This window comes from Nesterenkonia sp. HG001, from assembly GCF_034438835.1.
GTDB classification, from domain to species: Bacteria; Actinomycetota; Actinomycetes; order Actinomycetales; family Micrococcaceae; genus Nesterenkonia; species Nesterenkonia xinjiangensis.
On record NZ_JAOSZD010000002.1, the window covers coordinates 465,142 to 490,384 of the forward strand.

24 protein-coding genes are annotated in these 25,243 nt (G+C 68.3%); 14 read left to right on the forward strand and 10 right to left on the reverse strand.

Annotated features, from left to right (window positions below; translation table 11 throughout):
- Window positions 1-27: 27 nt before the first annotated feature.
- The 5 genes from ODE13_RS05010 to ODE13_RS05030 all read left to right on the forward strand — a co-directional run bounded on the left by ODE13_RS05010 (window position 28) and on the right by ODE13_RS05030 (window position 4,590).
- Window positions 28-495: a hypothetical protein gene (locus ODE13_RS05010; RefSeq protein WP_322478245.1), complete on the forward strand. Its 468-nt coding sequence runs from the start codon at window positions 28-30 to the stop codon at window positions 493-495.
- Window positions 488-811, forward strand: a complete 324-nt coding sequence (locus tag ODE13_RS05015; RefSeq protein WP_322478246.1) for a transcriptional regulator — start codon at window positions 488-490, stop codon at window positions 809-811. Before ODE13_RS05010 ends, ODE13_RS05015 begins: the two co-directional genes overlap by 8 nt.
- An 87-nt stretch (window positions 812-898) precedes the next feature.
- Window positions 899-1,312: a hypothetical protein gene (locus tag ODE13_RS05020; protein WP_322478247.1), complete on the forward strand. Its 414-nt coding sequence runs from the start codon at window positions 899-901 to the stop codon at window positions 1,310-1,312.
- A 16-nt stretch (window positions 1,313-1,328) separates the two neighbouring features.
- Window positions 1,329-3,449 (forward strand): prolyl oligopeptidase family serine peptidase, encoded by a 2,121-nt coding sequence (locus ODE13_RS05025; protein ID WP_322478248.1) that lies wholly within the window; start codon window positions 1,329-1,331, stop codon window positions 3,447-3,449.
- A 178-nt stretch (window positions 3,450-3,627) separates the two neighbouring features.
- A complete protein-coding gene (locus tag ODE13_RS05030; protein WP_322478249.1) occupies window positions 3,628-4,590 on the forward strand; it encodes a hypothetical protein in 963 nt (320 codons plus the stop codon).
- A 163-nt stretch (window positions 4,591-4,753) separates the two neighbouring features.
- Here ODE13_RS05030 and ODE13_RS05035 read toward each other — a convergent pair whose 3' ends face one another.
- Complete coding sequence (locus tag ODE13_RS05035; protein ID WP_322478250.1) at window positions 4,754-6,202, reverse strand: dicarboxylate/amino acid:cation symporter; 1,449 nt, start codon at window positions 6,200-6,202, stop codon at window positions 4,754-4,756.
- A 177-nt stretch (window positions 6,203-6,379) separates the two neighbouring features.
- On the opposite strand from ODE13_RS05035, the gene ODE13_RS05040 reads away from it, so the two are divergent.
- Window positions 6,380-8,545, forward strand: a complete 2,166-nt coding sequence (locus ODE13_RS05040; protein ID WP_322478251.1) for a thioredoxin domain-containing protein — start codon at window positions 6,380-6,382, stop codon at window positions 8,543-8,545.
- Here ODE13_RS05040 and trhA read toward each other — a convergent pair.
- The 3 genes from trhA to ODE13_RS05055 are packed head-to-tail and all read right to left on the reverse strand — an operon-like array spanning window position 8,523 to window position 11,973.
- On the reverse strand, window positions 8,523-9,224 hold the full coding sequence (gene trhA / locus ODE13_RS05045) for a PAQR family membrane homeostasis protein TrhA (protein ID WP_322478252.1): 702 nt from the start codon (window positions 9,222-9,224) through the stop codon (window positions 8,523-8,525). The genes ODE13_RS05040 and trhA overlap by 23 nt on opposite strands.
- Before the next feature lie 53 nt (window positions 9,225-9,277).
- The gene (locus ODE13_RS05050) at window positions 9,278-10,228 is read right to left on the reverse strand and encodes a CPBP family intramembrane glutamic endopeptidase (protein WP_322478253.1); all 951 of its coding nucleotides are present in this window, start codon (window positions 10,226-10,228) and stop codon (window positions 9,278-9,280) included.
- Complete coding sequence (locus ODE13_RS05055; RefSeq protein ID WP_322478254.1) at window positions 10,228-11,973, reverse strand: OmpA family protein; 1,746 nt, start codon at window positions 11,971-11,973, stop codon at window positions 10,228-10,230. The genes ODE13_RS05050 and ODE13_RS05055 overlap by 1 nt, the downstream gene beginning before the upstream one ends.
- A 205-nt stretch (window positions 11,974-12,178) precedes the next feature.
- Between ODE13_RS05055 and uppS the strand changes: the two genes are divergently transcribed.
- A complete protein-coding gene (gene uppS, locus ODE13_RS05060; RefSeq protein WP_416210571.1) occupies window positions 12,179-12,988 on the forward strand; it encodes a polyprenyl diphosphate synthase in 810 nt (269 codons plus the stop codon).
- Between the two features lie 310 nt (window positions 12,989-13,298).
- Window positions 13,299-14,660 (forward strand): PhoH family protein, encoded by a 1,362-nt coding sequence (locus tag ODE13_RS05065; RefSeq protein WP_322478363.1) that lies wholly within the window; start codon window positions 13,299-13,301, stop codon window positions 14,658-14,660.
- A gap of 19 nt (window positions 14,661-14,679) precedes the next feature.
- Here the strand turns inward: ODE13_RS05065 and ODE13_RS05070 are convergent, their stop codons facing one another.
- The 3 genes from ODE13_RS05070 to ODE13_RS05080 all read right to left on the reverse strand — a co-directional run bounded on the left by ODE13_RS05070 (window position 14,680) and on the right by ODE13_RS05080 (window position 17,735).
- On the reverse strand, window positions 14,680-15,249 hold the full coding sequence (locus ODE13_RS05070) for a rhomboid family intramembrane serine protease (protein ID WP_322478364.1): 570 nt from the start codon (window positions 15,247-15,249) through the stop codon (window positions 14,680-14,682).
- A 208-nt stretch (window positions 15,250-15,457) separates the two neighbouring features.
- Window positions 15,458-16,834: a hypothetical protein gene (locus ODE13_RS05075; protein WP_322478256.1), complete on the reverse strand. Its 1,377-nt coding sequence runs from the start codon at window positions 16,832-16,834 to the stop codon at window positions 15,458-15,460.
- 166 nt (window positions 16,835-17,000) lie between these two features.
- Window positions 17,001-17,735, reverse strand: a complete 735-nt coding sequence (locus tag ODE13_RS05080; protein ID WP_322478257.1) for a GAF and ANTAR domain-containing protein — start codon at window positions 17,733-17,735, stop codon at window positions 17,001-17,003.
- 194 nt (window positions 17,736-17,929) lie between these two features.
- On the opposite strand from ODE13_RS05080, the gene ODE13_RS05085 reads away from it, so the two are divergent.
- Window positions 17,930-18,748 (forward strand): hypothetical protein, encoded by an 819-nt coding sequence (locus ODE13_RS05085; protein WP_322478258.1) that lies wholly within the window; start codon window positions 17,930-17,932, stop codon window positions 18,746-18,748.
- Window positions 18,745-19,008: a hypothetical protein gene (locus ODE13_RS05090; RefSeq protein WP_322478259.1), complete on the forward strand. Its 264-nt coding sequence runs from the start codon at window positions 18,745-18,747 to the stop codon at window positions 19,006-19,008. Before ODE13_RS05085 ends, ODE13_RS05090 begins: the two co-directional genes overlap by 4 nt.
- 158 nt (window positions 19,009-19,166) lie before the next feature.
- Here ODE13_RS05090 and ODE13_RS05095 read toward each other — a convergent pair whose 3' ends face one another.
- On the reverse strand, window positions 19,167-19,895 hold the full coding sequence (locus ODE13_RS05095) for a GAF and ANTAR domain-containing protein (RefSeq protein ID WP_322478260.1): 729 nt from the start codon (window positions 19,893-19,895) through the stop codon (window positions 19,167-19,169).
- 254 nt (window positions 19,896-20,149) lie between these two features.
- On the opposite strand from ODE13_RS05095, the gene ODE13_RS05100 reads away from it, so the two are divergent.
- From ODE13_RS05100 to ODE13_RS05115, 4 genes are all read left to right on the forward strand, one after another.
- Window positions 20,150-20,818: a hypothetical protein gene (locus tag ODE13_RS05100; RefSeq protein WP_322478261.1), complete on the forward strand. Its 669-nt coding sequence runs from the start codon at window positions 20,150-20,152 to the stop codon at window positions 20,816-20,818.
- Window positions 20,819-20,969: 151 nt separating this feature from the next.
- Window positions 20,970-21,242 (forward strand): GlsB/YeaQ/YmgE family stress response membrane protein, encoded by a 273-nt coding sequence (locus ODE13_RS05105; RefSeq protein WP_179540598.1) that lies wholly within the window; start codon window positions 20,970-20,972, stop codon window positions 21,240-21,242.
- Between the two features lie 166 nt (window positions 21,243-21,408).
- Window positions 21,409-21,924 carry an A24 family peptidase gene (locus ODE13_RS05110; RefSeq protein WP_322478262.1) on the forward strand — a complete coding sequence of 172 codons (516 nt, stop codon included), beginning with the start codon at window positions 21,409-21,411 and terminating at the stop codon, window positions 21,922-21,924.
- A gap of 19 nt (window positions 21,925-21,943) precedes the next feature.
- Window positions 21,944-22,447, forward strand: a complete 504-nt coding sequence (locus ODE13_RS05115; protein WP_322478263.1) for an NUDIX domain-containing protein — start codon at window positions 21,944-21,946, stop codon at window positions 22,445-22,447.
- Here ODE13_RS05115 and ODE13_RS05120 read toward each other — a convergent pair.
- Together ODE13_RS05120 and ODE13_RS05125 are read right to left on the reverse strand one after the other, a co-directional pair.
- Entirely contained in the window at window positions 22,437-23,819 is a 1,383-nt protein-coding gene (locus ODE13_RS05120) for an FAD-binding oxidoreductase (RefSeq protein WP_322478264.1), read from the reverse strand. The two genes, ODE13_RS05115 and ODE13_RS05120, sit on opposite strands and share 11 nt — an antisense overlap.
- Complete coding sequence (locus ODE13_RS05125; protein ID WP_322478265.1) at window positions 23,816-25,240, reverse strand: class II fumarate hydratase; 1,425 nt, start codon at window positions 25,238-25,240, stop codon at window positions 23,816-23,818. Before ODE13_RS05125 ends, ODE13_RS05120 begins: the two co-directional genes overlap by 4 nt.
- Between the last annotated feature and the right edge of the window lie 3 nt (window positions 25,241-25,243).

Below are 25,243 nucleotides of genomic sequence, written 5' to 3' on the forward strand. Positions count from 1 at the left end.
GGGAAACTGAGAATTAGGGTTTCCTGTATGGAAACTCCGAGTGATCGCCCGTCGCCCCACGAGCTCCCTGGTGTGGAGGCCGCCAGGGAAGCGCTGGAGGCCGCACGCGCTGAGGAGGACCAGACCCTCTACAGAGGTTTCTCCCGGTGGTATGTCCCTGCCCTGGCCGTGATGCTCCTGCTCGGCTTCGTCAATCAGGGAGTGGGAGGCTCGTCGCCCGCTCTTCGGGTGACGCTGTCCGTGCTGACGTTGGCAGCGGCCGGCCTGGTGCTTTGGCTCGTGCTCACGGCGAATCCGCCAAAGGGCTATGTCAGGATGGATGTCCGCTGGCGACGGGTGGTGCCGGCGTCGATCGTGGTCGTACTCCTGGCGCTCTCCCCGTTGCTGTTGGAGAGCATGCTCGGCTCCTGGGTGTGGATCGCGGGGGGCGCGCTGCTCGCGGGATTCATCGTCGTGGTGGACCTGTTCTACGTCCGGGTCCGGCGTCGTGCCTGACCCTTCGCCCGAGCCGTGCTTCGATCCGCTCATCCACGCGCCGCACCGGTTGCGCATCAGTGCGATGCTCTCCCAGGCCGGCGGCATCGAGTTCTCCGAGATCCAGCGGCGCACCGGGCTGTCGAAGTCAGCGTTGAGCAAGCATCTCGGTCAGCTCGCGGAGGCGGGGTATGCGCGGCAGGCCCCCTTCCTCCGTGCGGGACGGTCCCGAGTCCTGGTCTCGCTGACCGAGACCGGTCGACAGGCCTACGCCGGTCATGTCGCAGCGCTGGAGGAGATCCTCGCAGCCTCCCGCGATGAGCGGGGATCGACCTGACCTGCCGCGTGTGCTTTCGATTTCTACACGGCGTAGACTTGGCCTTCGGACAAGCGACAGACTTCGGACCAGAGGCGAGAGACTCCCGTGTATCCATTCCCAGCACTGACGAACTGGTGGCCCGGAGGGGGCGGTGGTGACGCGCCCGACCTGCGCCCCGGATTGGAAGAGTCTGACATCAGCCCCGGCATCGAGGGGTTCCTGTTCACTGCACTGATCGTCGTGCTGCTGATCTTCGTGGTCCGTGATCTCGCCAAGCGCATGAGGCGCATGAAGTACCGCACCCAGGTCGAGGCCGAGCTGGCCGGCGAGGAGCCTGAGTTTCCGGGCGAGGTGGTCCCGGCAGAGATATCCGAAGCCCAGCGGCATGCCCGCGACGCCGCAGCGGCCGAGCGTTTCGGCCCCGCAGCAGAAGCGCCCCCGGAGAGCTCCGCAGAAGCCCCCGAGGCGCAGTCCGCCGAGCCCGACGAGGAGCGCCCCGGCACCGACGCCGTGCGCTGATCTCTAGACTGGCGTCATGTCTGACGCCACACGCCCCACGACGACCCCCGCCACCCTCCCCTTCGGGGAGTGGCCCTCCAGCATCACCGCCGAGCAGCTCGCCGTCGGAGGGAACCGGGTCTCCGCACCCTCCCTGGTGGGCGACCACCTGTGGTGGACCGAGGGGCTGGCCGCCGAGGCCGGGCGTCAGGCCATCGTGCGCAGCGCGCGGCCGGTGCGACGGCCCGGTGTGACGTCCCACGGGCTCGGACCGGTGGAGACCGTCACCGTGCTGCCTGCCCCCTACAACGCTCGCTCGCGCGTGCACGAATATGGCGGAGCCTCGTGGCTGGCGATCGACGATGGCCGGGACTCTCCGCTGATCCTGTTCGTGAACTTCGCCGACCAGCGCATCCATCGCTTCCGGGAAGGTGAGGCCCCCACACCGCTCAGTCCGATCGGCGAGACCGTGGCCTCTGCCGCGGGGCCCTCACTGCGCTGGGCCCAGCCCGTGCACGTGCAGCTGCCCGGCCACGACGACGAGGTCTGGTGGATCTGTGAGGACCACACCGGCGCAAAGGGCATCGAACGGTATGTCGCCGCGGTGCCGCTTGACGGGGCCGCCGCCGACGACGCCACGCTGATCCGGCGGGTGACCCCGTCATCGCGTTTCGTCGCCCACCCGCGGCTCTCGCCCGACGGCGCGCACCTGGCCTGGGTCTCCTGGGAGCACCCGCAGATGCCCTGGGACGGCACCGAACTGCATGTGGGCAGGGTGGAGGCCGGCGTCGTCGTCGAGGACGCCGTGCTCGACGGCGACACCGGCACCTCCGTGCTGCAGCCGGAGTGGCGCGACGCCTCCCGGCTGATCTGGCTCTCCGACCGGACCGGGTGGTGGAACCCCTGGACCGCCACCCTCGGGAAGGATCCGCGCCCGGTGCTGACATCCGGTCCTGCCGCTGATCCGGAGGTCGCTGAGCAGGAGTTCGCCGGGCCGCTGTGGCAGCTCGGCCAGACCTGGCTCACCCTGCTCGACGCCGACACCGCCCTGGTGGTCCATGGGACCGCCGTCGACCGTCTCGGGGTGCTGGACATCCCGGCCGGTGCCGTGCGAGAACTGGACCTGCCCCACACCATGATCACCGGAGTGCGGCACCGCGCGGACGGCCTGCTCGCCTTCGCCGGGGTGTCTCCCGAGGAGTTCTCCGGGGTGCACGCGGGGGCGCTGGTCCGAGGAGTCGGGGACGATGGGACCGGCAGGGCCGACGGCTGGCGGGTCGAGGGGCTCCATACGGTGCGCTCCTCCCGCGAGGACGCCCCGGACCCGGGGCTGCTGCCGGTGCCCGAACCGATCACTGTCACCACTGCCGCAGGCCAGCAGGTCCACGCGGTGCTCTACCGGCCGCGCAACGCCGGGGCACAGGCGCCTGAGGGAGAGCTGCCGCCGTACATCGCGCAGGTCCACGGCGGCCCCACCGGGCAGGCCGCCGTCGGGCTGTCACTGGGGATCGCGTACTACACCTCGCGAGGGATCGGCGTGGTCGACATCAACTATGGGGGCTCCACCGGCTTCGGGCGGGCCTACCGTGACCGGCTCAAGGGCCAGTGGGGCGTGGTCGACGTCGAGGACACTGTGGAGGTGATGCGGCACCTGGTGAGGGCCGGCATCGCCGACGGGGAGCGGCTGGGCATCGAGGGGGGCAGTGCGGGCGGCTGGACCACGCTGGCCTGCCTGACCCGCACCGAGGAGTTCTCCGCCGGGGTCTCCAGCTTCGGGGTGGCTGACGCCGTCGCGCTGGCTCAGGACACCCATGACTTCGAGTCCCGGTACCTGGACGGGCTGATCGGCCGGTACCCGGAGGAGGAGTCCGTCTACGTGGAGCGTGCACCGCTGAACCACGTGGACTCGCTGTCCTGCCCGGTGCTGCTGCTCCAGGGCGACGAGGACCCGATCGTCCCGCCGAATCAGGCGGAGATGTTCCGCGATGCGCTGGCCGCCAAGGGGATCCCGTATGCCTACCTGCTCTTTGAGGGGGAGCAGCACGGCTTCAGGAAGGCGGAGAACATCATCGCCGCCCAGGAGGCCTCGCTGAGCTTTTACGGGCAGGTGTTCGGTTTCGAACCGGTGGGCATCCCGCGGCTCGAACTCACCCGCTGAAGCCCTCTCCGTCTCCCACCACCTCCCACCACCTCCCACCGTCGAGTGGGGGATCTACAGGCAGCTAACTCGCCCATACAGGCAGTTAAGTGCCTGCAGATCCCCCACTCGACGGAGGTCGGAGCGAACCTGTGGATAACGTCTGCAGGCGGTCATCGATCTACGGCACACTCATCCCATGCCTCGACGATCGCCCCGTCGCCATCGCCTTCCTGAGCCGCTCCTGAGCTCGGCCTTCACCCGTGCACAGGCCGTGGCCATGGGCGTCGACGAACGGCGCCTGACCTATGACGACGTCGTCCCGCTGGGAGCGGGCGTCTATGCCGCCACGGAGCTGGTGGAGCGCACGCCACCGGAGAGACGCCACCATCTTGTGGCCCGCGCGCTGATGTCGGAGCGCCCAGAGGCCTGGATCTCCGACAGTACGGCGGCCCAGCTGCGAGGCCTGGACCTTCCGCGACACCTGGCGATGGACCGCCGCGTCCATCTGACCCAGAGACCCTCGCCGGATACGCGTGTGGAGCGCACAGGCGTGGTCGGGCACCGGCGCGCGGTGCGAGATCGGGATGTGGTGGAGTTCGACGGCGTCTCCGTCAGCTCCGCAGCGAGAAACTGGCTCGAACTGGCGGAAGTTTGCTCACATCGGGAGTTGGTCGTCCTGGGAGACCAGTTCGTGCGCCGACCCTACGAGCGATACGAGGGGCGATTCGAGCCCTTCACCACGATGGACGAGCTGCACGAGGTGGTGGAGACGACGCGCCGGGTGAGGGGTCGACGGACCGCCCGACTGGCGCTTCATGATGTTCGCGTCGGCGCGGATTCTCCGCCGGAGACGCTGCTTCGGCTGGCACTGGTCGAGGCGGGCCTGCCTGAGCCGGAGCTGCAGGTGCCGGCGAACCCTGACTCGCCCTGGTCGCCACGGGCAGATCTTGGCTATCCGGAGTGGAGGATCGCCATCCAGTACGAGGGGAAGACTCACTACGATGCCGATCAGCACCGCCGGGATCAGCGTCGAGACACGATCTTCCGGGCGGCAGGCTGGGAGGTGCTCCACGTCAATGGGGAGGACCTTCGCACGGACTTCCGTGCGGTGGTGGCCGCCGTCGCTGAGGCGCTACGTCGGCGCCGCTCACTCATCTGAGTCCGCGAGCTGTCAGGGACCTGGCGCGCGGCGGATGCGGCGGGCCCGAGCCCCGTCACGTCGAGTGGGGGATTCACCGGCGGCTCACTGCCGGATCGGCGAGTGAGCTGCGGGTGAATCCCCCACTCGACGGAGGGGAAGCGAAGGAGGGGCGGGTGCTGCCTCAGCGAGCCGACTGGCGGGCCTCCGGGCCAGCGTCGGAGTCCCCGTCGGACGAGGGGAGATCCGTGGTGTCGTCGGCTTCCTCATCCTCGGTGTCGTCGTCGAAGGGCACCCCGGTGCGGCGCGCGGAGTAGAGCTCCATGTCGATCAGGCCCTCACGCTTGGCGACGATGGTAGGGACCAGGGCCTGCCCGGCCACGTTGAGCGCGGTGCGGCCCATGTCGACGATCGGCTCGACCGCCAGCAGCAGCCCCACGCCCTCGAGGGGCAGCCCCAGGGTGGACAGCGTCAGGGTGAGCATGACGGTCGCACCGGTGGTGCCTGCCGTGGCGGCGGAGCCGATGACGGAGACGAACACGATCAGCACGTACTGGGTGATGGTCAGGTCCAGGCCGAAGAACTGGGCCACGAACAGCGCCGCGATAGCCGGGTAGAGCGCCGCGCAGCCGTCCATCTTCGTCACCGCACCCAGGGGCACCGCGAAGGAAGCGTAGGAGCGGGGCACGCCCAGGCTCCGTTCGGTGACCCGCTGGGTCAGCGGCATGGTGCCCACCGAGGAGCGGGAGACGAAGCCCAGCTGCACGGCCGGCCACACGCCGGTGAAGTACTGCTTGGCGGAGAGCCCGTTGGTGCGCACCAGCAGCGGGTAGACCAGGAAGAACACGATCGCCAGACCCACATACATGCACAGCACGAAGACCCCCAACGAGGACAGCGCGTCCCAGCCGTAGGTGGCCACCGCGCGGGCGATCAGCGCCAGGGTGCCGATCGGAGCCAGCCGGATGATCCACCACAGGACCTTCTGGATGATGGCCAGCACCGAGGAGGTGAGGTTCAGGAACGGCTCGGCCTTCTTGCCGATCAGCATCGCGGCGATGCCGATGGCGATGGAGATGACCAGCACCTGCAGCACGTTGAACGTCAGATCGGTGGTGAGGGCGCCGTCCTCGCCCATCGAGGAGTCCGCGGTCAGCCCCATGAAGTTCGCCGGCACGATGGATTCGAGGAATCCGATCCAGGAGCCCTGGCTTCCGGGCTCCGCGGCGGACTCGGCGGTGACGTCGGTGTGCTGGCCGGGCTGCCCGATGACACCGATGGCGATGCCGATCAGCACTGAGATGAACGCGGTGATGGCGAACCACAGCAGGGTCTGGCCGGCAAGCCGGGCGGCGTTGGTGACCTGGCGCAGCTGGGCGATGGAGGTGACCACCGCGGTGAACACCAGGGGCACGACGGCGGCGGTCAGCAGGGACACGTAGACCCCGCCGACCTCGGTGACGGTGGCGGTCAGCCAGTTGGGATCCTCCTCGGTCCCGCCCATGCCGCGGGCGAGGAATCCGACGCCGAGGCCCAGCACGAGTGCGGCGAGGATCTGGTTGCCGAAGGACGTCATCCAGGCGGGCAGGCGCCTGGTCGGCGTCGTCTCGGCGGTGTCCGCTGTGGTGGACATGGGTGAGCTCCGTTCAGGGTCTTCAGAGGTGTTCGCGGTCGTCCCGCGGCCGGGACTCGGCGCGGCACGAGAGGAGGAACGGGGGTCCTGTCCGCACTATTCCGCGTATGTCCTCAGGTGACGACGGTGTGGCGTGGGCCATCGACGCCGTCGTCGACGGTGCGGGAGACTGGCGTGATGGGACATCGTCTGGCTGAGAGCTCCTCGCTGTACCTGCGGCAGCACGCCGAGAACCCCGTGGACTGGCATCCGTGGGGCCCGGAGGCCTTCGAGGAGGCTCGCCGACGCGATGTGCCGGTCTTCATCTCCATCGGCTACTCCGCCTGCCACTGGTGTCACGTGATGGCTGCCGAGTCCTTCGCGGACGGACGCACCGCGGAGGCGCTGAACTCCCGCTTCGTGGCGATCAAGGTGGATCGCGAGGAGCACCCCGACGTCGACGACGCCTACATGGCCGCCACGCAGACCCTCACCGGGCAGGGCGGCTGGCCGATGAGCGTCTTCGCTCTGCCCGACGGACGCGCCTTCCACGCGGGCACCTATTTCCCACCGGCGCGCCACGGGCGGATCCCGGCCTTCACCGAGGTGCTCGACGCCGTCCACACCGCCTGGACCCAGCGCCGCGAGGAGGTCGAGGAGTCCGCTGAGAAGATCGCTCGCGCGCTGGGCGTCCAGCGCCGACAGCAGGCGCAGCTGGCACTCTTCCCGGCCGAGGACAGCGACCCCGGCTCTGAGACCTGGGCACAGACCCAGGAGTGGGTGGAGACGGCGCTGCGAGTGCTCGCCTCTGAGGAGGACACCGTCCATGGCGGGTTCGGGGCCGCCCCGAAGTTCCCGCCCTCTCCGCTGCTCGCGTTCCTGCTGGAGGAGTCCTGCTGGCAGCGGCAGGCCGGCGGAGATCCGGCAGACGTGGCCGGCGGGCTCGCGGTCCGCACCCTCGAGGCGATGGGCCGTTCGGCGCTGTTCGACCAGCTCGACGGCGGCTTCGCCCGCTACGCCACGGACCGTGCCTGGATGGTTCCGCACTTCGAGAAGATGCTCGCCGACAACGCCCAGCTGCTGGGACACTGCGCGCGGCTGAGCGTGCATCCAGCTGGCACCGCGGCGCAGCAGGACCGGGCCGGACGGCGCGCGCGAGCCACCATCGGCTGGCTCACCGGCCGCATGCTCACCCCGGAAGGGCTGCTGGCGGCCTCCCTCGATGCGGACACGGTGGATGACCAGGGCCGGCACGTCGAGGGCGGCACCTACCTGTTCAGCGACGTGGAGATCGTCGACGCCGCCCGGGCGGCCGGGCACAGCATGGAGCAGGCTCGGCGGCTGGCCACACTGAGCCGCGGCGCCCCGCCAGAGGGCGGCCACGTGGACCTCGCCACCGGTCGCACGCTGCACTTCTCGGTGCCGCTCTCCGCAGCGGACCAGCAGATCTGGGAGAGCATCGCCGAGGAGCTGCTGAGCCGTCGTGACCAGCGTCCCCAGCCCGGCCGGGACGAGAAGGTCGTGGCCGCCTGGAACGCCACGGCGATCCGCTCACTGGCCGAGGCGGGCATGCTCTGGGGCGAGGACGCCCCGGTGGAGCTGGCCGAGCAGATCGCCGAGACCCTCTGGAGCATCCACGTGGCCCAGGAGGAGGACGGCCGGGTCACGGGCGTGGCACGGGTCTCCCATCAGGGGCGGGCGGCGGACCGCCCCGGAACTCTGGCCGATCACGCGGAGCTGGCCTCAGCCTGCTTCGCCCTCAGCTCGGCCGCCGGGGCCCGCCTCTGGCTGGAGCGCGGGGTCGCCGTCCTCGCGGCCACGCTGGAGGCTTTCACCCGCCACGGCGAGCACGGCTGGGAGGTGCTGGAGAGCCTCGACGACGGCCTGCTCACCGCGGTGCAGGACGGCCCCAGTCTGGCGGGTGCGTTGGACGGCCCGGAGCCGAGTCCGGTCGCTTCGCTGGCGGTCGCCCTGCAGCTGGCCGAGGCGCTGGGGGACCATCATCGGCTCCGTGCCACGGATCTGCTGCATCATCTGCCCTTGGTGACGTCGAAGGCGCCCGGTGTGGCCGGGGCGAGCCTGCTGGTGGCTCGTCGGGCCGCGCGTCGTTCCCCGACGCTGCGGCTGGTCTCCGCCGATGTCGAGCAGGCGCGTCAGGTGCGCCGCACCGCCGCGCTGCTGGGGGTGCCGGTCGAGCCGGGTGCGGGGGAGAGCATGGAAGGTTCTGCGGGCTCCGCCCCGGCAGGTTCGGTGGAGCTGCAGCTGAGTCTGTGCCTGAACGCCCCGGGGGCGATGGTCTGTCTGCCCCCGGTGGCCTCGGTGGAGGAGGCGCTGGAGCAGGTCAGCCCAGAAGGGCCAGCATGATCGCGATGTAGTGGCAGATGAATCCGATCAGCGTGCAGGCGTGGAAGAGCTCGTGGAAGCCGAACCACTGCGCGGAGATGTTGGGTCGCTTGAGTCCGTAGATCACGGCTCCGGTGATGTAGGCGGCGCCGCCGACGCAGATGAGGATCGCCGCTGCCAGATCCGCGGCGAAGAAGTCTCCGATGAATACGACTGCGGCCAGTCCGAGGATCACGTAGACGGGGGTGTAGAGCCAGCGCGGGGCGGAGGTCCAGAAGATCCGGAACGCCACCCCGCCCAGCGCACCGACCCAGACGCCGACCAGCAGGATGAGGTCCTTGGGCTCGGGCAGCAGCGCCAGGGTCAGTGGGGTGTAGGTCCCGGCGATGATGAGCATGATGTTGGTGTGGTCCAGCCGTTTGAGCAGCAGCTTGGTCCGTGGCGACCAGCGGCCCAGGTGGTAGGTGGCGCTGACCGCGAAGAGCAGCAGCCCGGTGAGGGCGTAGACCGCCGAGGCGGCGCGCAGTGTGCTCGTGGGGGCCACGGCGATGAGCACGATGCCGGCCGCAAGAGCCAGGGGGACCATTCCGGCGTGGAGCCAGCCGCGCATCCGCGGCTTCAGCGCGAGGTCTGAGTCGAAGAGCCGGTCGGCGGGTGCGACAGTGGGACGGGAGGTGTCCACGGCGGACTTCTGTGCCATATGCCCAGTCTAAAGGCCACAAGTAACCTGCGGGTAACTTTGTGTCGCACGGCTCACTGGTCGTCGCGCGGCAGATCTCCTGCCGATCCCTGGTACACGGGGGAGAACCTGCCGGTCAGGACGACCAGCAGCACGACGACGGCCGGAAGGATCCATCCGGTCCATCCGGTGATGGTGGCGTGCAGGGGGTCGAAGGTGGCGTCGGCGGCGATGAAGAGGAAGTAGGTGGTGGCCGCTGCGTTGAAGGTGCTGTGCGCCAGCGCGGCCGGCCACACTGAGCCGCTGCGCAGGCGCAGCCAGCCGAAGACACCGCCCATGATCGTGCACAGGGCGACCATCGCGACCAATGCGAGCCATCCCGGGGTGCCGGGGTAGTTGTAGCCCAGCAGGATCAGCGGGGAATGCCACAGGCCCCAGATGATCCCGGAGATCCCGATGGCGCCCCAGGGGCCGAAGCGCAGGAGCTTGGGCAGCATCCATCCGCGCCACCCGATCTCCTCTCCCAGTGCAGGCAGCAGATTGATGACCAGCGCCGCCACGAGCACGTTGATGATCTGGAGGGCGGCGAGTGTCTCGATCGGCAGGGGCAGCTCGTCGACGCCGGCCTGGGCCAGCTGCTGCTCGGTGATCTGCTGGAAGCCGCTGAAACCGGTGAAGTCCGCAGGGAAGACGCCGGCGAGGTGGCCGATCGGCAGCGCGGCGAGGCATACGACGATCGGCACCACGAGTCCCAGCGCCAGGTGGCGCAGGAGCCTGCCGACTGGCTGCAGCGGGACCAGCCCGAGTGCCTGGGCCTTCTTCTGCGGCCTCTCCACCAGTACGGCGACGAGCGCGGCGACGGCGGGGGTGAACATCATCGCGATGGTGACGACCATGAACCACGGTGAGTTCAGGCCGTCACCCAGCCACAGCGGAAGGGCCACCAGCCATGCGAGGCCGTAGGCGCAGGCGATGAAGATCGGCAGGGCGGAGCGCCGGCGAGTCGGTGTGAGGGTCTCCTGCACTAGGGTTTCTCCGTCTCGACGGGCACGTCCACCACGCGCCATGGCTCGGACCACGGGCGTTCGGCGTGCTCACTCTGCCCCGGGACGTCGACGACGACCTCCTCGGTTCCGGTCTGCGGCCACAGGACGGTGGCCATCGACCAGCTTCCCACCTCGGCCTCGGCGTCCGTGCCGAAGCCGCGGTCGGCCGCCACGGAGCGCCAGGGGTCGCCCTGTTCCAGGATGAATCCGTCCTCGTCGGCGCCCTCGAAGCTCTCGGTGCCGCCGAACTCCAAGGGGAAGATCCGCTCCTGAGAATTCAGCAGGGTCAGCGCGTCGGTCTGGTTCCCCGGATTGTAGGGGTTCTCATGGCTCTCGTGCATGCCCAGGTCCCCGAATCCCAGCGCCCAGGACAGCGGCAGGGGCTCCTCGCCGTCGTCGGCGGTCTCCAGCACCTCCACCCGGATTCTGCCGACCAGCAGATTCCCGGCGGTGTAGACCCCTTCCACGTTGACCTCGACGACCCCGCCGTGCTCTCCGGTGATCTCCAGGGGTTCCCCGGCCTCTCCGACCGGTCCGGAGGTGGACGGCAGATCGTCGTCCTCGGTCTGCTCGAGCCCTCCGGCGTCTTCGGTGTCAGGCGGATCCGACACCTCGGCCGGCGTGTAGTGCAGCTCCACCCGGCGGTTCATCGCCCGGCCCTGCTCGGTCTCATTGCTGGCCACCGGCTCGTGGAAGGCCCGACCCTCCGCGGTGACGGTGAGGTCCTCCGCATCCAGCAGCTCCTCCAGGCGTTGGTGGACGGCCTCGGCGCGATCCGCAGAGAGCTGCTCGTTGTGCTCCAGGGAGCGCACGTCATCGGTGTGCCCGATGATCCTGAGCTCACCTCCCTCGAAGCCCTCCAGCTCGTCGGAGGCCACCTGCAGAGCGGCTTCGGCCTCCTCGGTGAGGGTGTGCTCGTCGACGGCGAAGAGGATGTCCGAGTCCAGGGTGAGGGTGGCTCCATCGTCGCTCTGGCGGATCTGGACGTCTCCGTCGGCGCGCTCGCGGTGGGACTGCAGGTCCCAGGTGGCCTCATGGATCTCCACCAGTTCGGGCAGCGCCTCCTCCGCCGGCAGGTAGTCGGAGGTGTCGGCGTCCTCCGCGTCCACGATGGCCACGTCCTCGATCAGTCCCAGGTAGGGGAGCAGCACCGCGGTGCTCTCGGTGCCCGGATCGGCGTGGACCCCGGCCCAGCGCACGGGGCCGTCGCCGGCATGCACCGTGGAGTCCTCGACATCGGCCAGGTGTTCCTCGCCGCTGCCGTCGGTGGCGAAGGCCGGATGCGTGATCCTCTGGGCCTCGGTGTCCACCAGGCGAACCTCGTGGGGATGCACTCCGTGGCGGTCCAGGTGGTATTCGCCGGAGTCGGAGGTGATCTGATAGGTGATCAGCCCGTTGAGGAAGTCGCCCTCCTTGGTCGAGACCCGCACGAAGGGATGGACCTCCACCCGGAGGTCGACCTCCTCCATCGTGTCGAAGTTCCACACGGTCTGGTCGACGACGACCGCGTCCGTCCCCTCAGGATCCTCCCCGGGGTCCTCCTCGGGCTCCGGTTCGGGGTCGGGTTCCGTGCCAGGAGTCTCCTCCGAAGGGTCGGACTCCTGCGGCTCCTCCGGGGCTGCGGGCGGGGCTTCGGGAGCGCAGCCCAGCAGAACCAGCACGCCGGCGGCGGCCAGGGCGGCCACCGCGGCTTCGGCTCGGCTGCGGGGTCTCCGCTGGATCATGGGGATGAGCTGCCTCCGTGGTCTCCATCGTGGGTGACTTCACTGTCGCAAACCCGCAGGTGGGTGTCAACGATTCCACCCGTGTCGGCGCGGTACGGTGGGGGAGCACGGCGGGGCGCTGAGGAAGGAAGGCCGCATGGGGCTGATGGATCTGGCCTACAGCATGTATGAGTCGCGGCTGAGCCGCGCCTTGCCCAGAGAGCGTATGCCGCAGCACATCGGAGTCGTCGTCGACGGCAACCGTCGTTGGGCCAAGTTGGCTGGCACCCCCACCGCCGACGGGCATCTGGCCGGCGCTCACAAGATCGTGGAGTTCATCGACTGGTGCGCGGAGCTGGGCATCCCCACGGTGACCCTCTACATGCTCTCCACCGACAACATGAACCGCTCCGCCGCGGAGCTGGACCAGCTCATGGAGATCATCGGTGACACGCTGGATCGGCTGGCCGAGAGCCGCCCGGGCGGGCGCCCGGTTCGGGTCCATCCGGTGGGCGCCCTGGAGTTGCTTCCGGAGCCTCTGGCGGCTCGTCTGCGCCAGCTGGGGGAGCGCAACGCGGCGGCCGACGAGGCCGAGGATGCCGCGGAGCCCGCCGACGACGACGCCGAGACCGTCACCACCCGCACCGGAAGCATCCGGCGGATCGTGCGCCGCAGTCGCGAGCGGTCGCCGGCCGTGCACGTCAACGTCGCGGTCGGCTATGGGGGTCGGCAGGAGATCGTCGACGCGGTCAAGGAGTTGCTGCGCGAGGCCGACTCCCAGGGGCGTGGCCTGGAAGAGGTGGCCGAAGAGCTGACGCCGGGCTCGATCTCCCAGTGGCTGTACACCCGCGGGCAGCCGGACCCGGACCTGATCATCCGCACCTCAGGAGAGCAGCGCCTCTCCGGGTTCCTGATGTGGCAGTCGGCCTACTCGGAGTTCTACTTCTGCGAGGCGCTGTGGCCGGATTTCAGGCGGGTGGACTTCGTCCGCGCCCTGCGCGACTACGCTCAGCGGCAGCGGAGGTTCGGCGGATGAGCCCCGGTGTTCACCGAATCGTCATGTGACACTCCGCACGCATCCGCGTCAGAGGGCATGGTGGGCCCTACTCTGAAGGTGTCAGGTACCTGACCGGGGAGGCCCATACACATGCCGAATGGCAGCAAGGGTCGGTCCGGCCCCTGCAGGGGCCGAGCCGCAGACATCGTCCGACTATCGATGCGGGAACACGTGAGGTTCCGTCGAGGTGGCAGTGCACGCTCTCCAGGAGCGCAGCCGGCCGCACGGCGGAGCCTCTCGTCGTTTCCGGACTGGAGTTACCGTGGCCTCCGTCAACACCCCCGACCAGATTGCAGCCGCCGAGCGCACCGACGACCCCGTCGAGCGTGAGGTCGCGCAGAAGTCCTATGTGCTCGACACCTCGGTCCTGATCTCGGATCCGAAGGCGATCCTGAGGTTCGCCGAGCACGAGGTGATCATCCCCGTCGTCGTGATCTCCGAACTGGAGAACAAGCGTCACGACTCCGAGCTGGGGTATTACGCCCGTTCCGCGCTGCGCCTGCTGGACGAGCTGCGGGTCACCCATGGTGTGCTCAACCGGCCCATCCCGCTCAATGAGGAGGGAGGCCACCTGATCGTGGAGCTCAACCACATCTCGCTGGATGTGCTCCCGCAGGGGTTCCGCGGCACGGACAACGATTCGCGGATCCTCGCCGTGGCGAAGAGCTTCGCCGACGAAGGTCGGGATGTCACCGTGGTCTCCAAGGACCTGCCCATGAGGGTGAAGGCGTCAGCCATGGGTCTGGACGCCGACGAGTACCGCAACGAGTGGGTGACGGACTCCGGATGGACCGGATTGGCTGAGGTCTCCGCCACCGAGCAGCAGGTCTCCGAGCTCTATGCGGGCGAGAGGATCGACCTCGAGGAGGCCTCTGAGCTTCCCGTCAACACCGGGCTGATCATCTCCTCGGGAAGCGGCTCCGGGCTGGGCAGGGTCAAGACGGCCGCGGGCGATGCCCAGCCGGATTCCTCGACTCCTCGGCATGTGGAGGTCGTCCGGGGTGATCAGGAGGTCTTCGGGCTCCACGGGCGCTCGGCCGAGCAACGACTGGCCATCGACATGCTCATGGATCCCTCTGTCGGGATCGTGTCCATGGGCGGTCGCGCGGGGACGGGGAAGTCCGCGCTGGCCCTGTGTGCCGGACTGGAGGCGGTGCTGGAGCGCGGCGAGCACAAGAAGATCATCGTCTTCCGTCCGCTCTACGCGGTGGGCGGCCAGGAGCTGGGCTACCTGCCCGGCACCGAGGCGGAGAAGATGAACCCCTGGGGCCAGGCGGTCTACGACACTCTGGGGGCTCTGGTCTCGGAGAATGTGCTCGATGAGGTCACCCACCGCGGAATGCTGGAGGTCCTGCCGCTGACCCATATCCGTGGCCGGTCCCTGCACGATGCCTGGGTGATCGTCGACGAGGCCCAGTCCCTGGAGAAGAACGTGCTGCTGACCGTGATGAGCCGCATGGGGCAGAACTCCAAGATCGTGCTCACCCACGATGTCGCTCAGCGTGACAACCTGCGCGTGGGCCGCCACGACGGGGTCGCCGCCGTCGTCGAGCTCCTCAAGGGCAACCCCCTGTTCGGCCACGTGACCCTGACCCGGTCCGAGCGTTCGCGGATCGCCGCGCTGGTCACCTCCGTGCTCGAATCTGACTGAACCGGGAGCGCGTCAGCTCTCAGGGGGAGGCTCGGGCCGCACGCGCGGCCCGGGCCTCCTTCGTCATGAGGAAGGCGACCACGACGCCGGCGATCGCGCCGGAGAGGTGTCCGGTCCAGGAGACCCCGGACCCTGCAGTCAGCGGCAGGATGCCGGCCAGCATGGACAGCCCATGGAAGAGCAGCACGAACAAGGCCACCAGGATCGCGGAGATGCGGCGGGTGAGGAATCCGTAGGCCACCAGGAACGCGCCGAAGCCGTAGATGACCCCGGAGGCGCCGACGTGTCGGCGGACGCAGTCATAGCCGTCCGGGGCGTGGCACAGCCACGGGGTGCCGATGACCCACAGGATCGCCCCGGTGAGCAGCCAGATGAGCCCCATGATCAGCAGGAAGCGTCGGTCCAGCAGGGCGGTCATCCCACCCAGGATCAGCCAGGAGAAGGTGTTGCCCAGGAGGTGGCTGAAGCTGCCGTGCAGCAGCGGCATGAAGAGGATGCCGACGAGCCCGGAGATGCTGCGGGCATCTAGGCTGAGGGCGATGTTGATCCAGTTCCCCGTGGCGAGCTTCACGATGTAGAACCCCCACATCAGCACCAGAGGTATCAGAACCGGGGCGAACGTCCGCAGAGCGTGACGGCGGGCGTCTTTCCAGAGTGCCCCCCAGGAGTCGGAGCCCTGCGGATCGCTCCCGGACGGCGCCGGGGTGGAGCTTCTCCTCATGATCATGTCTCGCCCTTCGAGTCGACTCGCGTCCATTGTAGGGAGGGCAGATGAACGAGACGGCGAGGAGAGATGCTCAGCTGTCGTGTGCGGTGACGCCTTCCTCAGAATGATCGACCTCAGCTGGTGGAGAAGCCAGTTCTTCAGAGGAATAGACCTCCTCCTGACCGGGCTCGCTGGCGCGAGAGCGATACTCGGGGGCGGGCGGTGTCCAGACACGTTGACGCTGCAGGATGTTGGCGTAGAAGTCATCGACTGCCTGGATGACGGAGTTGATGAACGACTCCTTGCCCCGCGTGGTCCCCTGCAGGCCCAGGTGGCTGACACGGGTGATGGTGAAGCTCCTGATCTCCGGGAACCCCTCGGGGAGGGCGTCCTTCACGTCTTCGCGGAGTGCTTCGAGGCTTTCGGCGTGGTGTCGCCTCCCAGCATGAGCCTCGACGACGACGTCCGTCAGATCGTCATCCAGCGGACGGAGGAGCCAGTTGATCCGGGTTGCATTCCGCGCGTGACCGGAGGCCGGGACAGTGGTCGATATCTGGATCTGCTTGGCTCGCATGTCACAGCGGATGTCCATGTCGCTGACGGTGCCGGGAATGCGGATGCTCCCTGAGAAGGATCCGTCCTTCTCAAGCTCCGAGGCGAGCTGCGCTGCCCGTTCGGCAGGATTCTCTCTCTGCTTGCGGGGGAGTTGGGGAGTGACGTCAACTCCGAGCCGCTGCCCCAGCTTGAAGGAGATATAGCGGATCAATCCGTCGAACCTCGTGGCCACTTCCAGCACATCGGAGGCTCCGCGTCGGACCAGCCCCGTCTTCACGCACTCGGTGACGGCCTTCCACGATGTGCCCATGTCGGTGAAGTCCAGCGCACCGGAGTTCTCGTGTTCCAGATACCGGATCAGTTCGCCGAGAATCCACTTCTGTTCATCGTCCTCGATGCCACGGACTTCCCGTTCCATGATGGCGAGAGTGATAATCCGGACCCACGAGTAATGGAAGACGGGTATGGCGCGAAGGCTCCGCCCATCGAGCGAGAGAGGATGGGTCCCCTGGATCGGAGGGATCTCATTGGAGATGGTGAGGACGGCGTCGAATCCGTGCTCCTTGGCGACGTCCATATAGCTCTCGACCTGCTCCTGGTCGAGTCCGTTGCCCTCGGTCTTGACCTCCACCAGAGCGGTCCACACCGTGCTCCCTCGGGTCACACGAATCAGACCATCGGGTCTGGGAGAGCGCTTCTTCTTCTTGTCCTCGAAGGCGACTTCCACGAAGCACTCGACATTCGCCCGCATGCGGCCCAATGACGCACCGCAGGGTTTCAGCAGAGCATGAGCGAAGCTGGGCACGATGCTCAAGACGGCCAGCAGGGCAGACGTGGCCCTGACTTCCTGCTCCGTCGTGCCTCGGATCCCCGAGGTCGGAATCAGACGTGCTTCACGCCATGCCTCAGCCATGAGTGCCTCCCTGATTCCGTCGCCAGAATAGCGAATGTCTAATCAGGATACCCGCAGGGGTGATTTTTTGCACTCATTGGCTTTAGAGCATCGCCATTCGTCGTCGTGCAGCTTCGGCTGATGGGATCTGCGAGAGCGCGACTTAACAACAGGGGAGAGGAAATGCTCAGCTGTCGAAGCTGGTGATCGGCGCCTGCTGCCCGATCGAGCCCACAAGTTCCTCGGCGAGGGTGCGCAGCTTGAGATTTCGATTGTTGGAGGCTTTCTGCAGGATGTCGAATGCTTCCTCTTGGCGGCACCGGTTCTGCGCCATGATCACCCCGACCGCCACGTCGATCGCGGTGCGGGACTCCATGGCCCGGCGTCGGTCCGCGGCCTCCTCGGATTCCTTGGCGATCCGCACTGCGACCGACAGGGCGCGGGAGGCCAGGGCGGCATGCTGCCGAGCACGCTCGATGTCGGCATCGTCGAATCCGGCAGGGTCGGAGGTGTAGAAGTTCATCGCCGCCACGCCAGCCCCGCTCAAGGTCAGCGGCACTGCCAGGATGCTGCGGATCCCGGACTCGCGCACCACAGCCATATAGGCAGGCCAGCGCGCCTCGTATCGGACGTCGGGCACACGGATGAGGGTGGAGGTGCGCTGGGCGTCCAGGCAGGGACCGGCGTCGAATCCGGCCTGCGTCTCGTCGAGCTGCCGGGCCTCCGGGCTGCTCCAGCCCACCACCACGTTGCGGCGGTGCCGCTCCAGGAGGACCCCGCAGTGCGTGGCGCCGCCCGGCCCCACCTGATCGGTCGAGATGCTCGCGAGATCGCCCAGGAAGCCGGCGAGGTCCTCGTTGTCGACCAGCAGGTCGTAGAGCATCTCAGCCGCCGACGTCGAACTTTCGCCAGAAGTCACCATGAATCCTCTCTCGCGGAGCTCGACGAGCTTCGTGGCCGCCTATGAGCGGGGTCACCCATGGTACGTGATGAGGCGAGAAGTGATGGACCCCCCGGGGCGGCCCCGCGCCCTTTCCCCGGATGCATTCATTGTGGTTAAGTGGAGAGCCAGGTCTAGCAGCAGGCCCATTCCACTCACCGTTCTAGGGGTGGACGATGTACCATGCACTCCATTTCGACCTGTCACCGGACAGCCTCCGGGGAGCCCTGCGGATCCGGGTCCGAGGATCTCTGACCTCACGCACCGTGCCGCAGCTGATCACGTTCCTGGAGCGTCGGGCGCACCTTCCCGACTGCCCGGACCTGCTGCTGAGCCTGTGTGGGCTCCAAGAGATCGAGCCGCACGCCTTGGATGAGACCATGCGGAGTGTCGCCGAACTCAACAGCCGAGGCCTCGGACCCGCCGTCACAGTGGACCTTCCGGTCTCCGCCGACGCCTCCGTCGTTCCCAGCCATGTCACCGACGCCCGCCAGGAGTGGAGCCACCAGAGTGAGATGTCGCAGGACGATGTCCGAAGGCCCGACGACGGCGGCGTCCCGATCCGGGCGGTGATGACTCCGGTCCGTTCCACGATCAGCACCGTGCAGTCATTGCACGAGGCCTCCGAGCGTGTCAGCGAGGGTGAGGACCTGGTGGTGCTCAGCCTCGCCCACCAGCCGCTGGGGCTCATCCGTCAGGAGCGGCTGCGAGCGATGATGCTGCACAGCGAGGAGGACTGGCGGCACAAACGCTGCGCCTCCCTGGTGGAGACCTTCGCCGACCAGGTCTCGGCGGACGCCTTCCTCGACGACCCTTCGGTGGCCGAGACGCTCCGCCGATGTCAGGAGCCCGACGTCGGCCCGGTGGTGGTGGTCGACGGCGACGAGGCCGTCGGCACCCTGGTTCCTGAGCAGCTTCACCGGCACCTGTCCGCAGGGCTGAAGGCGTCCCAGGCGCGGGTCGACCAGTCAGCCGGGGCTGGAGGCGAGCGATGACGCTGGCCACCGGACCTGATCAGGCTGCGACGGAGGAGACCAGAAGCTGGCGGATCGAAGGAGTGGAGTCCCACCTCAGTGAGCTGCATGGGTGGATCTGCGCCGCGGTCGAGCGTGCTCGCACCGGCGGCACGGCGTCGCAGGCGGAGACCGAGGCGATCGCCGACGCCGTCATCGAGGAGCTCGGTGTCGACTATGTCGAGGGCTGCGAGGGCGTCTGGCGCTACGTGACCGCCTGGCAGGGGTCGATGGGTGACTGACCTCGGTCCCTCCACAGGGGTTCGGAGAATCAGCCACTGCATGTCTCGGACACGTTCTCAGAGCCGTACCGGGATCAAGAGTCCCGTCGGGGTGCAGAGGCGGCAACCTCTGGTCGTGACCGAGCGTATGCTGCTCGTCCGACCGAGATCGGAGATGGTCATTCCTCGAATGCCGCAACCGGCACCGGCTGGCCGATGGAGGCCACAAGCTCTGTCGCGAGGTCCCGGAGCTTGACGTTGCGATGGCTCGACGCCGTCTGGAGGATCTCGAACGCCGCCTCCTGACTGCAACGATTCTGCGCCATCACGATGCCGACCGCGACGTCGATCGGCGTGCGGGACGCCATGGCGCGGCGTCGGTGCTCCGCAGCCTCCTGGGTCCGGGCAATGCGTGCCGCGACGGTGAGCGCCTGCGAGGCGATCCTGGAGAACCTGCGCGCATCCTCGATGTCCGCGGTGGTGAAGGAATCCGCCTCGGTGGAGTAGAAGTTCATGGCGGCGGCTCCGGCATCGCCGAGCACGAGAGGCACCCCGAGGATGCTGCGGATGCCGAAGGCCCTGACCTCCGACATGTATGCGGGCCAGCGTGTCTCATGGAGGACGTCGACCACATGGGAGATCGTCTCGGTGCGCTGGGCGGTGAGGCAGGGGCCGTCGTCGAACCCGGCCTGGATCTCGTCCATCCTCCTGGCGTCCGGATCGGAGTACCCGACGACGGTGTTCCGGCGGCCGCGGGTCAGGATCACCCCGCAGCCCGTTCGGCCGTGGCGTCCGATCTGACCGGCGGAGGTGCTGGCGACCTCGTGGAGGAACTCCGTCAGCTCCCGGTCTTTGGCCAGGAGCTCGTACAGCTGCTGACCCGCTGCCTCGGGATCGTCGTGGCTCATCGTTCATCCCCTGCTCTCGGAGGCCCTGCGGGTCGCCGCGGATGCGACGAGAAGCAAATGTACGACACCACGCGTCTCATCGCCAGCACGGGGCGGGTGCATTCCGGGTGGCGCCTGCCGCGGGCCATGGCCGATGTCTGCTCAGCCTGTTCAGGGGGTGATGTTTTCACTCGTGGAAGAGATGTGGTTTATTTGAGGGGATCAGGTTCAGCAGTGGGCCTCATCCTCAATGACTCTGCTTGAGGTGTGCCCCGATGCCCGCTGCCCGTATCTCTGTCGTCGACGACCCCGTCGCCCCGCGACGTCTGCGTGTCTTCGGCGCACTGAACCACATCGCTGTCGGAGATCTTCTTCACGCGCTGTCAGAGCGTGCGTCACCACCAGGGACTCCACCGGTCATCCTTGATCTGCGCCATGTGGGCCGTTGGGACGCCGGCGCTCTTCGCATGCTGGAGCGCCGCCTCCAGGGCCCACTCCCGCAAGGTCAGCGCGCCGTGCTGCTCCGACCGGGAGGCGGGGCCGTCTCCACGCGGAGACCGGAGACTGCGGGCGAGGTCATGCGGCCCCTGGCGAGCACCGTGCCCGTCACGGCTGCTCTGCACAGCGTGATGACCATGGCGCTCGAGGACGATGCCGAGCTGGGGGTCATCGACCTCTCCGGTCAGATCGTCGGCCACCTGCCTCGGCGCCGCCTGCGACGCCGCATGGCGGAGGACCCCGCCGGTTGGCGGCACAAGCTCTGCGCCGCTCTCCTGGTGGAGCACCAGGGCCGGATCCGCGTCGACGCCTCGCTCGTCGATGTGGAAGCGATGTCCTGCCTCCTGGCCTGTGACTCCGAGAGTCCCTTCCTCGTCCTCGACGGTCGTGACCCTGTCGGTTTCCTGTTCCCCGAGGACTTGCAGGGGCGAAGGCCGGCCCCATGAACCACCTGAACCGCCCTGCCGGAGAAGGACACTGCCCGGTCCGCTCGCGGAAGCATGACGGCATCGGGTACGGCGGCCCGCTCGGGCCCGATCCGCCGTCCGCTGACCAGCGAACACCGTGACACATCACATCCACACGAGGGAGACACCTATGGGAATCATCGCTTGGCTCGTCCTGGGCCTCATCGCCGGCGCCATCGCAAAGCTGATCCTTCCGGGCAACGGCCCGGGCGGATGGCTGGGAGCGCTCATCACGGGCCTGCTCGGAGCGCTGCTGGGAGGGTTCATCGCCTCTGCCGTCTTCGACATCAACGTCAACGACGAGTTCTTCGACCTGGCCACCTGGCTGTTCGCCATCGGAGGCGGCGTCCTGGTCGCGTTCATCTGGCAGCTGATCACCGGCCGCAAGGGATCGCGCCGCTGACTCACGCTCACCACTGAGCGCCATGTCCACCGAGCAGGGGGAGCCGTCACCGGTACGGCGCCCCCTGCTCGGTCGGGGCGACCTGCCGGCGCACAGGGTGGAGAGGCTCTCCACAGGGCGCACCGGGCGGGTTCCCCTCAGCGTTGCGCCTTCCTAAGCTGGATGCGTGATTCCTTTCATCGGCGACCTCATCACCTCGGGGGCGGCGGCGGAGGTGCTAGCGGGGATGGTGCTTCTCCTCGGGGGAATGGTCTTCGCCGTGTGCGCGGTCGCCCTGAGCTTCATCGACCTCACGGAGCACCGGCTGCCCAACCGGATCCTCTACCCGTGGGCGGCGGTGACCGCGGGGATGCTGCTCGTGGTCTCGGTGCTGCTTGGGGACATCCTGGGACTTCTCCGAGGCATCGGTGCCGGGCTGCTCTGGGGAGTGCTTTTCCTGATCGCTCGGCTCGCGCACCCGCCCTCCATCGGCATGGGCGACGTCAAGCTCGCCGTCGTGCTGGGGCTCTATACCGGTTTTCTGGGCTGGGCGACGGTGGCGGCCGCCGTGCTGCTCTCCTTCCTGCTGGCCGGGGCGGTCGCTCTCGTCCTGATCCTGACCCGGCAGGCGGACCGACGCACCCGTCTTCCCTTCGGACCCTTCCTGATCCTGGGCACCGCGATCGCGATGATCGCGGCCTGAGCCGCTAAGGTGGCAGGCGATGGCACCGACACCAGAGTTCATCCGTGACCTGCGCACCCATATCGGCACTTCTGACCTGTGGATTCCTGCTGTGCGCGGCGTCGTCCTGCGCCGTCGGGTCGGGGACGTCGACCTGCCGGAGCCGGAGGTGCTGCTGGTCCGTCGCAGTGACAACGGGGCGTGGACCGTGACCTCCGGGATCCTCGATCCTGGTGAGCAGCCAGGGAAGGGCGCCGTGCGGGAGGTCGCGGAAGAGACTGCCGTCCTCGCGCGGCCGGTGCGGGTGGCCGGAGTGTTCGCCACCCACCTGGTGCAGTACGCCAACGGGGACCGCTGCCGCTTCCTGGACACCGTGCTGGAGATGGAGCCGGTGGAGGGCGAGCCGCGGGTCAACGACGACGAATCCGTGGACGTGGGCTGGTTCTCGGTCGCCGCGCTGCCCGAGCCGCTCGCGGAGGATCAGCGCATGGTCATCGACTGGGCGCTCGACGCCGGGGCGCCCGCGCAGCTGCTCATGGAGTGAAGATCTTTCCCGGGTTGAGGATCTCGGCAGGGTCGAAGACCGCCTTGATCTGCTGCTGCAGGTCCATCTGGTCGGCTCCGAGCTCGTCGGCCAGCCAACGGCGCTTCAGCAGCCCCACCCCGTGCTCTCCGGTGAGCGTACCGCCCATGGCCAGGGCCATCTCAAAGATCCGGCCCGCCGCCTCCCAGATCTGCGGCGGCACGATCTCCCCGGTGAAGGTGAACGTGGGATGCAGGTTTCCATCCCCGGCATGGGCGGCGGTGGGGATGCTCAGCCCGAACTCCTCCTCGATGCGGCGGATCTCCGCGAACGCCTCGGCCAGGCGATCCCGCGGCACCGCGACATCCTCGATCAGCAGCGAACCCAACGCCTGCAGGGAGGGGAACATCAGGCGCCGCAGCGCGAAGAGCCGCTCGGAGTCGGCCTGGTCGGTGGCATGGGTCAGCTGCGCCCGGTGCCGGGCGAGGATCTCCGCGGTGGAGGCGACCTCCTCACGGGCTGCGGCGCCGTCGTGCTGCAGCAGCAGATACGCCTGACCGCCGGGGGCCAGCTCCTTGCCGGTGTGCGCGGCGATCGCGTCCAGGCAGGGCCGGTCCAACAGCTCCATGGCCGCAGGCACATGGCCTGCGCGGACCACCTCGGCGGCGGCCGCGGCGGCGTCGACGATGCTCGGGAAGACCGCACCCAGGGTCGGGGTGTCCCCGGTGACGGCGGGGCGCAGCGCCAACGTGGCCTCCACGATGATCCCCAGCGTGCCCTCGGAGCCGATCATCAGCGCGGTGAGGTCGTAGCCGGTCACACCTTTGACGGTGCGATGCCCCACCTCCAGCAACCGCCCGTCGGCCAGCACCACCTTCAACGCCAGCACCGACTCTCGGGTGACCCCATACTTGGCGCAGAGCAGCCCGCCGGCGTTCATCGCGATGTTGCCGCCCACGGTGGAGATGTCCTTGCTGGCCGGGTCCGGGGACCACCAGAGCCCGTGGGGGGCCAGATGTTCGTCGAGCCGGCCGTTGATCACTCCGGCCTGCACCACCGCCAGCCGGTTGCCCTCAGAGATCTCCAGCACCTGGTCCATGCGTTCCAGGGAGAGCACGATCTCCCCGGCGCCCGCGGTGGCGCCGCCGGAGAGACCGGTGCCGGCACCTCGGGTCACCACCGGGGTGCGATGCGCGCTGGCGATCCGGCACACCTGTTGGACGTCCTCCACGCTCTGGGCGTGCACGGCCGCCAGCGGAACGCCCTCGCCGCGGTGCCCGGACTTGTCGGTGGAGAGCGCGACCAGCCCGGACGGGTCAGTGATGACCCGTCCGGGAAGGGCCGCATGGAGCTCCGCGATCACCGGGGAATCTGTCGCCGCACGGGGTGTCATCCCGGCTGGGTCATCGACTTCACATCGAGGGCCTCGTCCAGCTGCGCCTCGGTGAGCTCGCCGCGCTCGAGGTAGCCCAGCTCCACGACGGCCTCGCGCACGGTGACCTTGTTCTTCACCGCGTGCTTGGCGATGTCGGCGGCCGCCTCGTAGCCGATGTGCTTGTTCAGCGGCGTCACCACCGAGGGTGAGGCTCCGGCCAGGAAGGCGCAGCGGTCCTCGTTGGCGGTCAGGCCGGAGATCATCTTGTCGGCCATCACGTAGCTGGTGTTCTTCAGCAGGCGGATGGACTCGAGCAGGTTGGCGGCCATCACCGGGATGCCCACGTTGAGCTCGAAGGCGCCGTTGGTCGAGGACAGGGCCACAGTGGTGTCATTGCCGATCACCTGGGCACAGACCTGGATGGCGGATTCGCAGATCACCGGGTTGACCTTGCCGGGCATGATCGAGGAGCCGGGCTGAAGATCCGGGAGGGAGATCTCGCCCAGACCGGTGTTGGGACCGGAGCCCATCCAGCGCAGATCGTTGTTGATCTTGATCAGCGAGTAGGCGATGGTGCGCAGCTGGCCGGAGGCCTCGACCAGTCCGTCGCGGTTGGCCTGCGCCTCGAAGTGGTCGCGCGCCTCGGTCAGCGGCAGGCCGGTGTCCTCGGCCAGGTGGGCGATGGCCTTCTCGGCGAAGCCCTTCGGGGTGTTGATACCGGTGCCCACGGCGGTTCCGCCCAGCGGAACCTCGGCAACGCGCGGCAGGGCCGAGTCGATGCGCTCGATGCCATATCGGATCTGGGCCGCGTAGCCGGCGAACTCCTGCCCCAGGGTCACCGGGGTGGCGTCCATCAGGTGGGTGCGGCCGGACTTCACGACGTCGGCGAACTCGGCGGCCTTGGCCTCCAGGGCCTCGGCCAGGTAGGCCAGGGCGGGCTTGAGGTCATTGATCAGCGCGGAGGTGGCGGCCACGTGGACCGAGGTGGGGAAGACATCGTTGGAGGACTGCGAGGCGTTGACGTGGTCGTTCGGGTGGACTTCCTTGTCCGAGCCCTTCTCCTTCAGCGCCTGGTTCGCCAGGGTGGCCAGCACCTCGTTGGTGTTCATGTTCGAGGAGGTCCCGGACCCGGTCTGGAACACGTCCACAGGGAAGTGCTCATCGAGTTCGCCGGAGGCGACCTTCTCGGCGGCACCGGCGATGGCCTCGGAGAGCTCGGCGTCGAGCACCCCGAGCTCTGCGTTCGCGCGGGCGGCGGCCTTCTTCACTCGTGCCAGCGCCTCGATGTGGGCGCGCTCCAGGGTGCGTCCGGAGATGGGGAAGTTCTCCACGGCGCGCTGGGTCTGTGCGCGGTACAGCGCGTGGGCGGGCACCTTCACCTCGCCCATCGTGTCGCGCTCGATTCGGTATTCGGTCTGAGATGCAGAGTTCTCTGTCATGGG